This is a genomic window from Pseudoalteromonas sp. N1230-9, assembly GCF_032716425.1.
Lineage (GTDB): Bacteria > Pseudomonadota > Gammaproteobacteria > Enterobacterales > Alteromonadaceae > Pseudoalteromonas.
In genome coordinates this window covers 3,180,812-3,194,833 of record NZ_CP090419.1, presented here as the reverse complement: position 1 = coordinate 3,194,833, position 14,022 = coordinate 3,180,812, and the positions used below count along the sequence as shown (strand labels likewise).

14 protein-coding genes are annotated in these 14,022 nt (G+C 41.5%); 2 read left to right on the top strand and 12 right to left on the bottom strand.

Going from position 1 to position 14,022, the window contains the following annotated elements; all coding sequences use genetic code 11:
- The first annotated feature begins 52 nt into the window (after positions 1–52).
- Together LY624_RS14830 and LY624_RS14825 are read left to right on the top strand one after the other, a co-directional pair.
- Positions 53–2,248, top strand: a complete 2,196-nt coding sequence (locus LY624_RS14830) for a bifunctional diguanylate cyclase/phosphodiesterase (RefSeq protein ID WP_341803319.1) — start codon at positions 53–55, stop codon at positions 2,246–2,248.
- A gap of 121 nt (positions 2,249–2,369) precedes the next feature.
- Positions 2,370–4,547: a YgiQ family radical SAM protein gene (locus tag LY624_RS14825; RefSeq protein ID WP_341803318.1), complete on the top strand. Its 2,178-nt coding sequence runs from the start codon at positions 2,370–2,372 to the stop codon at positions 4,545–4,547.
- Between the two features lie 40 nt (positions 4,548–4,587).
- On the opposite strand, the gene mgtE is transcribed toward LY624_RS14825, so the two are convergent.
- The 12 genes from mgtE to LY624_RS14765 all read right to left on the bottom strand — a co-directional run bounded on the left by mgtE (position 4,588) and on the right by LY624_RS14765 (position 13,948).
- The gene (gene mgtE, locus LY624_RS14820; RefSeq protein ID WP_341803317.1) at positions 4,588–5,946 is read right to left on the bottom strand and encodes a magnesium transporter; all 1,359 of its coding nucleotides are present in this window, start codon (positions 5,944–5,946) and stop codon (positions 4,588–4,590) included.
- 210 nt (positions 5,947–6,156) lie between these two features.
- Positions 6,157–6,429: an HPr family phosphocarrier protein gene (locus tag LY624_RS14815; protein WP_062568552.1), complete on the bottom strand. Its 273-nt coding sequence runs from the start codon at positions 6,427–6,429 to the stop codon at positions 6,157–6,159.
- A 13-nt stretch (positions 6,430–6,442) separates the two neighbouring features.
- On the bottom strand, positions 6,443–7,288 hold the full coding sequence (rapZ, locus tag LY624_RS14810; RefSeq protein ID WP_130149362.1) for an RNase adapter RapZ: 846 nt from the start codon (positions 7,286–7,288) through the stop codon (positions 6,443–6,445).
- Positions 7,289–7,741 (bottom strand): PTS IIA-like nitrogen regulatory protein PtsN, encoded by a 453-nt coding sequence (ptsN, locus tag LY624_RS14805; protein ID WP_341803316.1) that lies wholly within the window; start codon positions 7,739–7,741, stop codon positions 7,289–7,291.
- Between the two features lie 3 nt (positions 7,742–7,744).
- Positions 7,745–8,032, bottom strand: coding sequence for a ribosome hibernation promoting factor (gene hpf, locus LY624_RS14800; RefSeq protein WP_062568555.1), 288 nt, complete (start codon positions 8,030–8,032; stop codon positions 7,745–7,747).
- Between the two features lie 26 nt (positions 8,033–8,058).
- On the bottom strand, positions 8,059–9,555 hold the full coding sequence (locus LY624_RS14795; RefSeq protein ID WP_341803315.1) for an RNA polymerase factor sigma-54: 1,497 nt from the start codon (positions 9,553–9,555) through the stop codon (positions 8,059–8,061).
- A 108-nt stretch (positions 9,556–9,663) separates the two neighbouring features.
- Positions 9,664–10,389, bottom strand: coding sequence for an LPS export ABC transporter ATP-binding protein (gene lptB, locus LY624_RS14790; RefSeq protein ID WP_062568557.1), 726 nt, complete (start codon positions 10,387–10,389; stop codon positions 9,664–9,666).
- A complete protein-coding gene (lptA, locus tag LY624_RS14785) occupies positions 10,386–10,907 on the bottom strand; it encodes a lipopolysaccharide transport periplasmic protein LptA (RefSeq protein WP_062568558.1) in 522 nt (173 codons plus the stop codon). The genes lptB and lptA overlap by 4 nt, the downstream gene beginning before the upstream one ends.
- A complete protein-coding gene (gene lptC / locus LY624_RS14780) occupies positions 10,897–11,451 on the bottom strand; it encodes an LPS export ABC transporter periplasmic protein LptC (RefSeq protein ID WP_062568559.1) in 555 nt (184 codons plus the stop codon). Before lptC ends, lptA begins: the two co-directional genes overlap by 11 nt.
- On the bottom strand, positions 11,448–11,999 hold the full coding sequence (gene kdsC / locus LY624_RS14775) for a 3-deoxy-manno-octulosonate-8-phosphatase KdsC (RefSeq protein WP_130149364.1): 552 nt from the start codon (positions 11,997–11,999) through the stop codon (positions 11,448–11,450). The genes lptC and kdsC overlap by 4 nt, the downstream gene beginning before the upstream one ends.
- Positions 12,000–12,001: 2 nt before the next feature.
- A complete protein-coding gene (locus LY624_RS14770) occupies positions 12,002–12,973 on the bottom strand; it encodes a KpsF/GutQ family sugar-phosphate isomerase (RefSeq protein WP_062568561.1) in 972 nt (323 codons plus the stop codon).
- Between the two features lie 3 nt (positions 12,974–12,976).
- Positions 12,977–13,948, bottom strand: a complete 972-nt coding sequence (locus tag LY624_RS14765) for a calcium/sodium antiporter (protein WP_130149365.1) — start codon at positions 13,946–13,948, stop codon at positions 12,977–12,979.
- Between the last annotated feature and the right edge of the window lie 74 nt (positions 13,949–14,022).

Below are 14,022 nucleotides of genomic sequence, written 5' to 3'. Positions count from 1 at the left end.
TGGGATGGAGTCATCGTTGCAGTTTTTGGATGAGTAGTCTAAGGAATTATTAATGGCATCAGAGAGTAACGACTTTTTATTTAGTGATCAGGATGATGAGCAGCCGCTAGAGGAGTCTGTTTCGGATTTTTGGGATGTATTAATTGTTGATGATGATCCTGAGATACACTCTGTGACTAAACTTGCTCTTTCTGGTGTAGAGTTTTGGGATAAAACGTTACGCTTTCACCATGCCTACTCAGGGGCCGAAGCGCTCACTGTCCTTAAAGAAAATTTATCTATTTCTGTTGTATTACTTGATGTTGTAATGGAGTCTGATGATGCAGGCTTGCAGGTTGTTAAACAAGTTCGCGAATGCCTAAATAACCATAACGTACGTATTATTTTACGTACAGGGCAACCAGGTTATGCCCCAGAAGAAAAAGTAATTCGTGAGTATGATATTAATGATTACAAGACGAAAACAGAATTAACACGTAGTAAGCTAATTACATCACTGGTTACTGCTATTCGCTCGTATGAGCAAGTTTGTCAGCTTGAGTTTCAAAGTCGTGCGCTGAACAACATTCTTTATGCTTCAAAAGCTATTTTAGGGTTTACTGATATTAAAGCATTTACGATGGCTGTGATTAAACAATTATCGTTTATTTTAGATTGTGAGCCGAAAGGGGTCGTGTGTGGCTCCTTAGAAGATGATAATCAAATATGTGTGTTAGGGGGCTGTGCAGAATATAACAGTTTTATTGGACAAGGTATTGAGCAACTTGATGATGGTCGCATTATTTTACAAGTTAAAAATTGCCTAGAGCAGTCACAGCACCAACATACAGAGATTGATAGCACCTACTTACTGAAAAGTAAAAACCGTCAAGCTGCAATCTACTTGGAAACAGAGCATATTCCAAGCCCGTCACAACTTCAGTTTGCTGAAATATTCCTCACCAACGTAAGTGTGGGATTAGATAATGTTCGTTTATTTAATCGTCTGCGTGATGCTGCCTATAAAGATATCTTAACGGGCCTGCCTAACCGTAATGATTTTATGAACAAAATTGAACGCTTCTACCAGCCAAATAAAAATGATTACGTATTTTTATTAATAGATGTTGCGCATTTTTCAGATATAAACAATGGCTTAGGTCAAGAAATTGGCAACCTGTTGTTAATGGCCATCGTTGAAAGGCTTGAGCAAGAATACCCTAATGCAGAGCTAATATCGCGCATTGGTGCGGATGTGTTTGGTTTGCTATTGCCAAAAGAGCAGTATGATCTTGAGCTACTTCGAGAGCATTTGAGTTTACCATTTAATGCTGGGGAACATATTTTATCTATTAACTTTAAAATAGGTTTATGTAACCAAAGCGATTTTCAGCAAGCAGGGATCGAGACTTTAAAATTAGGTTATATCGCGCTAAACCAAGCTAAAAAGCAGTCAATGGAAGCCGTGGTTACTTATACGCCTGATATGGAAGAAAAAATGGCGTGGCGATTAGGAATTATCAGACAGTTACGTCAAGACTTTGAGCAACGTAAGCTAGAAGTATGGTTTCAACCACAACTTGATTTAACGACCCTTGAGATTATTGGCTGTGAAGCATTGTTGCGTTGGCCCTCTGGAAATGGTCAATATATTTCTCCGGCTATTTTTGTGCCTATGGCAGAAGATGCTGGCTTAATTGTTGATATTGGCCAATGGGTACTAGAACAAGCATGTATGCAGCAAAAGCGACTAGAAGCTATGGGCATCGAAATTAGTATAGCGGTTAATGTGTCAGTGCCTCAGTTTAAAGTGAAAGGTTACGCACAGCAGGTAAAAAATACATTAAACCAATACCAGGTTAAGCCGCAATTTATAGAGTTAGAAGTAACAGAAAGCGTGGTTATGGACGAACTTGCTAGTGTTATTACCACCTTAAAAGAATTGAAAGAGTTTGGCATAGAGATTGCGATTGATGATTTTGGTACAGGGTTTTCATCACTCAGTTATTTACAACAACTCCCGTTAGATCGCTTAAAAATTGATAGGGCATTTGTTAAAGACTTACCAGATAAGGATAGTGAAGCAATTGCAGCATTAATTATTTCTTTAGGCGCAAGACTCGGCTTGAAAACCATCGCAGAAGGGGTGGAAACACAAGCTCAAGCTGATTATCTAGGAGAACTTGGCTGTGATGAAGTACAAGGCTTTATGTATGCTAAGCCTATGCCAGAAAAAGAGTTAATAACGTATTTGCAAGCCAAGCATTAAGTGGCTCTTTAAAAAATGTACCCATATGCTAACGCCCTTCAATTGAAGGGCGTTTTGTTTTCTATAATAATGATTCATAGTGGGGTATAATTCGCCCCCTTTTGGTAGCAGAGTATATTTTATGAGCGCATTAAAAGCCGAGCGCGGCCTGTTTTCTTATCCTAAATATTGGGCCGAATGCTATGGCACAGCGCCATTTTTACCCACTACTCGCGCTGAGATGGATGCGTTGGGCTGGGATAGCTGTGACATTATTATCGTCAGTGGTGATGCGTATGTTGACCATCCTAGTTTTGGCATGGCGGTGATTGGTCGCATGCTTGAATCGCAGGGGTTTCGTGTTGGTATCATTGCCCAGCCTGATTGGAACTCTAAAGATGCTTTTATGGCGTTAGGTAAGCCTAATTTATTCTTTGGTGTAACCGCGGGTAACATGGACTCAATGATCAACCGTTATACCGCAGAAAAACGTATTCGTCATGATGATGCTTATACTCCTGGTAATGTTGGCGGTAAGCGTCCTGATCGCGCAGTGGTTGTATACAGTCAACGCTGCCGTGAGGCCTATAAAGATGTACCATTGATCATTGGTGGTATTGAGGCGAGTTTACGTCGAATTGCTCATTATGATTATTGGCAAGAAAAAGTACGCCGTAGTGTGTTGTTTGATGCCAAAGCGGATATTCTTATTTACGGTAATGCCGAGCGCCCACTAGTTGAGGTTGCTCACCGCATCGCTTGTGGCGAAGCCATAGAGACAATTCAAGATATCCGCGGTACTGCGGTTATTCGTAAAGAGCCTTTACCAGGCTGGCGTGGTAGTGATTCCACTGCCATCGATAAAATCGGTAAGATTGATCCCATTCCAAATCCTTATGGGGCCGATGATGTTGGTTGTAGTAAGTCTGAGTTTAAACAAGCGGGTATTGATTTAACCGCCGAGGCTGCTAAACCAATTACTATTCAGCCTGCGCGGCCTAAGCCATGGGAAAAGACATACGTTAAGCTGCCAGCGTATGAGCAAGTGAGTGTGAATAAACCACTTTATGCCCATGCATCGCGTATTTTGCACCAAGAAACAAACCCTGGCTGTGCGCGTGCGTTATTTCAACGTCATGGCGATCGTTCTATTTGGGTCAATCCGCCTGCATTCCCACTTGAAACAGAAGAGATGGATGGGGTATTCGGTTTACCTTATCAGCGTATTCCACACCCAAGTTATGGTGATGAGAAAATCCCTGCCTACGAGATGATCAAAACCTCAGTGAATATTATGCGTGGCTGTTTCGGCGGGTGTTCATTCTGTTCGATTACTGAACATGAAGGGCGCATTATCCAAAGCCGTTCTGAGCAATCTATCATTGATGAAATTGAGCAAATTCGTGACAAAGTGCCAGGTTTTACAGGAGTTATTTCTGACTTAGGTGGGCCGACAGCGAATATGTATAAGTTACGCTGTAAGAGCAAAAAGGCAGAAAGCACGTGTCGTCGTTTATCCTGTGTATACCCTGATATTTGTAAGCATATGGACACTGATCACACGCCAACTATCGAACTTTATAAAAAGGCTCGTGACGTTAAAGGTGTGAAGAAGATTTTAATTGCCTCTGGCGTTCGTTATGACTTAGCAGTTGAAGATCCTCGTTATGTAAAAGAGTTAGTTACTCACCATGTTGGTGGTTACTTGAAAATAGCTCCAGAGCATACTGAAGATGGCCCACTCTCTAAAATGATGAAGCCGGGTATGGGTGCCTACGATAAGTTTAAAGAGTTATTTGATAAGTATTCGAAAGAAGCGGGTAAGAAGCAGTACTTGATCCCGTATTTTATTTCTGCTCATCCAGGCACCAAAGACGAAGATATGGTGAACATGGCGCTGTGGTTAAAGTCTCATGACTTTAAACTTGATCAAGTACAAAACTTTTATCCATCACCCATGGCAAATGCAACAACGATCTATCACACTGAGATGAACTCGCTGCGTAATATTAAAAACAATACTGAGCAAGTAGCTGTACCAAAAGGTGCACGCCAGCGTCGTTTACACAAGGCTATATTGCGTTATCATGATCCAGCAGGTTGGCCAATGATCCGTGAAGCGCTAAAAAAAATGGGTAAGGCGAACTTAATTGGTAAAGGACCAAATTGCTTGGTGCCTGAAGAGGGGCGCAATGAGAAAGCAGCGAAAGGGAAGGGCGGTAAAGGCCGTGCAGCACTGACACGTCATACTGGTTTTAGCCAGTTTAAAAAGGCCAATACTAAACCTAGAGTTGGTAAAAATAAGCAGCGTGCAAAGTAAATATAAATACGGCCCTTAGAAGGGCCGTTTTTATATTAAATTAGATTAATAACCAGGTTGCGGTGCCTAAAAAGGCAAAAATACCCACAATATCGGTGACGGTGGTCAGCACGACACTGCCTGCAAGAGCAGGGTCAATTTTCATTTTCTTTAAGATTAAAGGAATGCTCGCACCAGCAATACCTGCTGCAACGAGATTCATAAACATCGCGAAGGCTAGCACCGCACCGAGCTCAAAGTCCCACTGCCAAAGTGCGACAACACCGGCGATTAATATCGACCAAATAACACCATTTAGTGCCCCAATGGCGAGTTCTTTGAGTAATAAAAAGCGTTGGTTGGTTTGATTAATATGGCCAACGGCTATACCACGAATAACTAAGGTAAGAGTTTGGCTACCAGCAACTCCTCCCATTGAAGGCACAATTCCATTAAGTACCGCCAGGATTGGTAAGATTGCTAAGGTGTTTTCAAAGAAGCTTGCAACGATGGCAGCTAACAATGCGGTTAATAGGTTAACCCCAAGCCAAATAGAGCGACGCTGCGAGCTTTTCAGAACGGGTGCAAAGGTGTCTTCTTCATCATCAAGACCCGCTAGGCTAAGCATGCTATGCTCTGCATCTTCACGAATGACGTCAACGATGTCATCGATGGTTATACGACCAAGCAAGTGGGCGTTATCATCCACAACAGGCGCGGAAATCCAGTTATGACGCTCAAATAGTTGAGCAACATCACTTTCGTCCATCGAAATGAGAATAGACTCACATTCTTCATCCATTAAGTCGCGAACAATTTTGTCTGATGGGCTGGTTAAAAGTGTCGTTAATGACAAGGCGCCTAAAAAGCAGTTATGTTTATCAACCACGTACAGATCATCTGTACCTTCAGGTAGCTCACCACGTAGACGTAAATAACGCAGTACAACGTCTAATGTAACATCGGGGCGAATAGTGACAGTATCACTATTCATTAGTGCGCCTGCAGAGCGCTCCTGATAAGAAAGTGCTTGAGTCGCTCTTTCTCTATCTTGCGTATCCATAGCCCCGACAACATCTTGATAGACAGTATCAGGTAAGCTACGAAGTACTTCACCTAAGTCATCATCGTCCATGTCCTCAGTTGCGGCGGCAATATGCTCAGGTTCCATCTGGGCAATAATACCAAGACGTACATCTTCTGACAGCTCTTCAAGTACGTCACCACGTACATCCGGATCAACGAGTTGCCACAACATGCGGCGGATTTTATGAGGAGATGACTCAAGTAACAGTGCTGTATCGCAAGGTGCTGTTTTAGCTAGCATACCGCGCACTTGAACAAATTGACCACTATTAAGTGACTTGGTCACCTGTTTAAGTTGTTGTAGTGGGTAATCTTGTTCAAAGGCTTCTGGCATTGGCGTCCTTACAACTAAAAAAGTGAGCTCTGGCTAAATAAATACAGCATAGTTGCACAATAATAAATTTGCTGAGTTATCGTTTAAAGCAACCATTATATTAAGAATATTTGTTATATAAGATGAACGAATGACTTAAAAGTAAGATATTTAAGAGAAATTTAAATATCTAAGTTAAGTTTAACGTAAATCTTTCGTGCTTAGCAAATGCTATTCTTGCTCATGAAAGCGTTGTGCTATTAATTCACCTATTGCATTAAGTGCAGCAGTTGCATCAGGGCCTTCGCATACAACTCGAACTTCTTTACCTTGACTGCTCTCTAATAACATTAGAGCAAGTACACTGTCACCTTCAGCTTCTTTGTCATCTTGATATAACATAATTTTAGCATCAAATTGCAGTGCAAGTTGTGCAAGTACAGTTGCTGCGCGCGCGTGTAAGCCAAGTTTGTTTTGAATTAAAAACGTATTTTCAGCATACATGTTAAAGCCCTTGTTATAAGTCTTGCTCACGATGGCGAATTTTTACATTCGCATGGCTTTTCGCGAAACTTTCACCAATCGTCTGTGCTAAGTAAACAGAGCGATGCTGTCCACCCGTGCAGCCAATTGCGATAGTTAAATAACTGCGGTTATTGCGTTCAAGGTGTGGTAACCACGTTTGCACAAAGGTTTGAATCTGCCAAGTAAATTTTTGCACTATGCTATGGCTTGCAAGGTAATCTTTAACGGGTTGGTCGAGCCCTGTAAGTGGCTTAAGATCTGGCTCCCAGTGCGGGTTTGGTAAAAAGCGTGCATCAAATACATAGTCAGCTTCTTTCGGGATACCATGCTTAAAGCCAAATGACATAAAGGTAATAATGAGCTTTTTATCTTTTTTACCGAGAATCTTCTCACGAATTGACTCTGCTAGCTGATGTACACTTAAATCCGTTGTGTCGATCATAAAATCAGCGCGGGTAATTAGGACATCAAGCAGTATTTTTTCTTGCTTAATTGCTAAATCGAGCGGTAAAGAATCTAAAGAAAGCGGGTGTAAGCGTCTTGTCTCAGAGAAACGTTTAATGAGTGTTTGATCATCACTATCAAGGTAAAATAATGTTGGGTTGGCGAAACCTGGCAAGTATTCAAGAATATCATTAAATTCTTGTTGCTCTTTTGGCAGGTTACGCACATCGATACTGACCGCTATTTTGTCGTAATTATCAGAAACACTACGCACTAGCGAAGGTAATAGGTTTACAGGAATATTATCAACGCAATAATAACCAAGGTCCTCAAGGACTCGTAAAGCGACTGATTTACCTGAGCCAGAACGGCCACTGATAATAATTAATTCCATTTATGCCTCTGATGCAATAACTTGAAACAGTTCCTGATCGGTTTTTGCGCTGCGTAACTGTTTACAAAATTCTTTATCTTTTAGTCTATCAGCAATTGTTGATAAGGTCTTTAAATGAAGTTGGCAGTCTCCATCAGGTACGATGAGTGCAACAAAAATATCAACAGGGCGGTTGTCAATTGCATCAAAGTTAATTGGCGATTCGCTCACTATAATAAACGCATGTGGTTTATCAGCACCCGACATACGACCATGCGGAATAGCAATGCCTCTACCAATTCCTGTACTCCCCAACTTTTCTCGATTGAGTAAAGCATTAAGAATATCTTGCTGCGATAGATGAGGAAGCTGCTTATGAGCGAGTTCGCTGATAAATTCGAGAATTCTTTTTTTGCTATTAAAAAGGACCGCAGCTTTGCTGCAGTCCTGGCTAGTAAGTGAACTAAGTTTCATAATTTAGTGTCGAGCTAATTTCTCTTTGTGTTTAATAACTTGGCGATCAAGCTTATCAATTAGCGAGTCGATGGCCGCGTACATATCTTGATGCTCTGTAGAGGCAAACAGTTCGCCTCCGTTTACATGTAAAGTTGCTTCTGCTTTTTGACTTAATTTTTCTACATCTAGAATGACATGAACATTATTAATATGATCAAAATGCCTTTCTAGTTTCGCAAACTTGGTGTTTACATAGTCTTTTAATGAATCTGTGATTTCTACATGACGACCAGTTAGGTTTAGTTGCATAAGCATTTTCCTTCTATGTAAAACGTCTAAATCAAGCTTTTACGCTGATTAGACGGCGGTATTGCTAGAGACTCTCGGTATTTTGCAATTGTACGTCTAGCTACTTTAATTCCTTGCTCAGCCAATATATCTGCAATCTTACTGTCACTCAATGGCTTCGCTGAGTTTTCTGCGGCAATAAGCTTTTTGATTAAAGCGCGTATTGCCGTTGATGAACACTCGCCACCATTTTCTGTGCTGACGTGGCTTGAGAAGAAATATTTCAACTCAAAAATACCCCTTGGGGTATGCATATATTTTTGCGTTGTTACCCGTGAAATCGTCGATTCATGCATTTCGACCATTTCAGCGACATCATTTAGCACCATCGGCTTCATCGCCTCTGGGCCGTGTTCAAAGAAAGCCTGTTGTTGTTGAACAATACAGTTCGTTACTTTTAATAAAGTATCATTCCGACTCTCTAAGCTTTTAATAAACCACTTAGCTTCTTGCAGATGAGAGCGAATAAACTGGCTGTCACTGCTTGATTTTACAGAGCGTGACATAGCCGCATACTGGCTGTTCACTCTGATCTTTGGCATACAGTCAGGGTTTAGCTCAACCACCCAACGACCTTTTACTTTTTTTACCGATACATCAGGTATGACGTATTCAGACTCTTCACGTACGATGCTATCCGCGGGCTTAGGGTTTAAGCTATGGATAAGTGTCATCACTTCTTTAAGCTCGTTTTCTTTAAGCTTAGTCTTTTTCATCAAAGTACGATAGTCGCGACTTGCTAATAATTCGATGTGCTCAGATAAAACCATTTTAGTTTCAGCCAAATAAGGTGTATCTGCATCGAATTGACGAAGTTGTATACATAGGCACTCTTGTAAGCTGCGAGCACCAATGCCGACAGGATCAAATAGCTGTATTCTTTTTAAGACCGCTTCGACTTCATCAAGTTCTATTTCTTCTTCATCATCATTTTGATTAAAGCTTTCAACAATATCCTCACAACTCACAGTTAAAATACCTGAGTCATCGATAGCTTCGACTATAGCAACAGCAATCGCTTCGTCAGTCGGACTAAATGGGGTCAACTGTAGTTGCCACATCAGATATTCATGGAGAGTTTCGGTTGACGCACCTTGGTAAATAGACTCATCTTCTGGCATTGGCCCTGACGAGGTTGAAGGGGCTGCACTCATGTACTCATCCCACGTGACATCCATTGCTAGGTCGTCACTGACGGTATCTTTATTGAGTGCATCACTGCTCTCTTGCTCGTATTCACTGGGTGCTTCTTCTGCCGTAGCTGTGACTTGTGAATCATCAGAGTCAGATTTTTGTTCGTTTTTACCGATCGCTTCTTCATTATAATCCGCTTCTTCCACTTCAAGCAGAGGATTACTATCAAGCGCTTCTTGTATTTCTTGCTGGAGATCCAATGTACTAAGCTGCAATAAGCGAATGGCTTGTTGCAGTTGTGGAGTCATTGTAAGTTGCTGGCCCATGCGCAGCTGTAATGATTGCCTCATGTATCCCTAACAATCCTTTTAAATCATTGATTGATACTACTTTGAGTCAATATCAATATGTTGTCATTATTGTAAGTCTAGCAGATGCTCTAGTCGATGGTGTATTGGTTACAACCTGAATTGCTCGCCTAGATAGACATCGCGTACCGTTTGGTCTGCTAATACGTGCTCAGGCGTGCCTGATGCAATTAGCTCCCCATGAGAAACAATGTAGGCTTTTTCACAAACATCAAGGGTTTCTCGAACATTATGGTCAGTTATTAGTACACCGATACCACGGTTTTTCAAATGCTCTATAATTTTCTTTATATCTAACACTGAAATTGGATCAACACCAGCAAAAGGCTCATCTAGCAGAATAAATTTTGGATCTGCGGCTAATGCTCGCGCGATTTCAACACGGCGACGCTCGCCTCCTGATAGCGCCATACCTTGGCTATCTCGGATGTGCTGAATACTAAATTCATCAAGCAGGTTATTGAGTGTTTCTTCTCGTTGCTGTTTTTTAAGATCTTTGCGTGTTTCAAGAATCGCCATCAGGTTTTGGTAGACTGTCAACTTTCTAAAAATGGATGATTCTTGAGGTAAATAGCCAATACCTAATCGAGCACGATTATGCATGGGTAATAAAGTGATGTCGTTGTCATCAATACTAATTTTACCTTTGTCGCTTGGCACTAGCCCAACAATCATATAAAAGGTGGTGGTTTTACCTGCACCATTAGGACCTAGTAAGCCGACAATACTGCCTGCTTCGACTTCTAGTCCCACATTTTTGACAACTTGGCGGCCTTTATAGCTCTTTGCTAGCAGCTCTGCTTTTAATGTACTCATGGCTGGCCTTTATCATCTTTTTTATTATCAACAGGCACTAAGATTGTATGCACACGATCCGTTGAGTTTTCGTCTTTTTCAGCACTAATTAGCTGTTGTTCCATGTCATAAGTTATACTTTTTGCGCTGACTTTTTGCCCTGCTTGTGTCACTTGCGCATCGCCAACTAATGTGAGTAAACGCTTTGCTACATCGTAACGAACTTCGTCTGCGCTGGCGCTCATAACCGTGCCATCTTCTTGTTTTTCTTCAAAGTAGGCTGGCTTACCTGTGGCAATGATAAGTGAAACAGTACCATCAACTTCACCTGCATGTGCTTCTAGGCGATCTGCGGTAATACGACGATTACCATGGGTTATTTCTACATTTTCTTCAAAAATCCCTACACCATTTTTTAACTGACCTACTTGGCGATCTGAGCTAATGCTGATAGGAGTACCCGCTTGGTCTGCAGCAGCGCTTGAAAACGCAATCAATAAGCTTGGGATTAGAAGTAATTTTTTAAGTTTATTGGTCATAGTATATGGTTCGTGTATGGTTAGTTAACTCGACGATTTCGGCTTTTAAATCGGCTTTTAAACCTTTACCGGTAATCTTTAAGTTTGGGCCTGTTAATGTAACAGGTTGTTTTGAGTACATGGTCATTTTTTCAATATCGACATTGATATTTTCTGCGTTGATATCTTCAATCATGCCATTATGAGTTAGATTTTTTGCAACAACGTCACCTTCAAAAATGAGCTGATCGTTTTCGTACAAGGTAGCCTCTTTTGCTTTTACCTGCCAAACCTGTTGATCCCCATAGATGGTAAAAATAGGCTGTTCAAAAAAAGTAAATCCTAATTGCTGGTATAGCTCCATTTTAGCCGCAGCGACTTTATGGCTGATGTTACCTTGCTCATCATACGCAGTTTGCTTTAGCGCAATAGCGGTGTAATCCGGTGTTGCGATTATCTCGTCTTCACTGTTTATTGCGCCTGTTGGTTGGCTAAAGTACGGATACCATAACCAGATCATGCAACAAACAAAAACAATACTCAGTAAAATACGGGCTATATTCATGCGCTGGTTCCATCAGTTGTTAACGCTTTCGCGTTTTCCAGCATTAATAAATCAGTCAGCTCTCGCACAGCACCAAACCCTCCGGGTAACATGGTAGTGTAATGAGCGAGTCTTTTTATAAGTGGGTGAGCATCGTTTACAGCAACGGCAAAGCCTACCTTTTCCATGACGGGTAAATCAGGGCCATCATCACCGATATAAGCTATTTGCTCATCGGTCAAAGCCAGTTTGTCTTTTAATTCTTGATACGCAATAAGCTTGTTTTCTTGACCTTGATAGATGTGTTGTACTGTTAGGCTAGTCATGCGTTGCTGAACTATTTGTGAATGTCGCCCTGTAATAACCGCAACCTCAAAGCCACTATTTATTAATGCTTTGATACCAAAGCCATCTTTGGTATTAAACGCTTTGAGTTCTTCACCGTTATTTCCTAAGTAAATACGGCCATCAGAGAAAACGCCATCAATATCGCAAATGAGTAGTTTTATTTTCTGAGCACGTTGGCTTACATCTGTGCTTAATGGCTGATAAAGCTCGGCAAACGTCATGTTTAAAGTACCCCTGCTTTTAAAAGGTCTTGCATATTAAGTGCGCCAATCGGTGTATTACTTTCATCTATTATTATTAAACCGTTAATGCGTTTTCGTTCCATAATATTCAATGCTTCCGCAGCGAGCATATCTGCATGTGCGGTGGTGCATGAGCGTGTCATTACTTGGCTAATCGATGTGTTATGAATATCGACGCGTTGCTCTAAAATACGGCGTAAATCACCGTCAGTAAACAGACCTGCAAGCTTTTTGTTTTCATCGACAATGGCTGTCATACCAAGGCCTTTGGCTGACATTTCTATCAGCGCATCTTTAACGCTTTGGGACTCGGTAACGATAGGTGTGGCACTGCCAGTATGCATGACGTCTTCAAGGCTCAGTAATAAGCGCTTACCTAGGCTCCCCCCTGGGTGAGATAAAGCAAAATCATCGGCAGTAAAACCGCGCGCTTCGAGTAGGGCAACGGCTATCGCATCGCCCATAACTAATGTCGCAGTGGTGCTGGCAGTAGGGGCGAGGCCCAATGGACACGCTTCTTGGCTAACTTTGATGCACACATGGACATCCGATAGCTTCCCCATAGTTGAGTTAGGGTTACCTGTTAGAGATATCATTTTTGCGCCAATACGTTTAATAACAGGAATAATACCAAGCACTTCACTGGTTTCACCTGAATTTGAAATGCACATCACAACATCTTCACGTGTGATCATACCTAAGTCACCATGACTCGCTTCACCTGGGTGAACAAAAAATGCAGGGGTGCCTGTACTTGCTAATGTAGCGGCTATTTTGTTGCCGATATGGCCTGATTTACCCATACCTATGACAATAATACGCCCTGTGCAATGAAACATTAATTGGCAGGCATGTTCGAAATCAGCATTGATATACTGTTCAATTTCTCTTAATGCTTGCGCTTCAACTTCAAGAACTCGCTTACCTTGCGCAATAAAGCTTTGCTGCGTCATTTGTTATCCTATTTGGCTGAAAATATAGCCTTGGTATGCAATAAATGCGACTAACAATAAACCACCTTCGATTCTATTGATACGACGAGCACCTCTTAAGTTCAATGACATGGCGATTAAAGCAATGGTTGCGCCAATCATAATCAGAGCATCTCGGTTTGCCGCTGAAGGGTCGATGATTGATGGGTTGATAATCCCTGCTAGGGGCAATACTGCCAACAGATTGAATAAGTTCGAGCCAACAATATTACCTAAGGCTAAATCATCCTCATTCTTTAGTACACCTGCAATACAGGCTGCTAGTTCAGGTAAACTGGTGCCAATAGCAATGATGGTCAACCCAATCACCAAGTCGCTTAAGCCAAAGTATTTTGCAATATCTACTGCCGAGCCAACCAGAAAGTGTGAACTGATAGGAAGAAGGATCATACCCACAACAAGCCAAAACAAAGCTGAGCCTGTAGAAACATTATCGGGGATATCTTCACATGCTTCAGAGACGAAAGGGTCATCCGCTTGGTTTTTATCCCTTAAAGAAATAATAACTAAGCCTACAAGGAAAACAATAAAGCCAACAAATAGCGCAATACCTTCACCAAATGAAAAGAAGTTATCAGAGAATATATACCAAGAAGCAACTGACACTAAGAGTACTAACGGCATCTCACGTTTGAGTGTTGTAGAAGAGACAGATAAAGGTCTTAATAGTGCAGTAATGCCTAATACTAGTAGGATGTTAGTAATATTAGAGCCAACAGCATTACCTACAGCGGTATCTGTTTTGCCTGCAAGGGCTGCTGATGCTGATACCATCATTTCTGGTGCCGATGAACCCATGGCAACAACCGTAAGGCCAATGATTAGGGTTGGGATCCCCATGTTTTTTGCCAGTGCCGCTGCCCCGTAAACAAAACGGTCTGCACTCCATACAAGTGCGGCAAAACCAATAATTAAAATGACAAAAGAAGTCACCATTTTTATACGCCAATATTACTTAAACAGATGACTGCAAATAGTAACAAAAGCAAACCTGAAAGTATAAGTAAAAG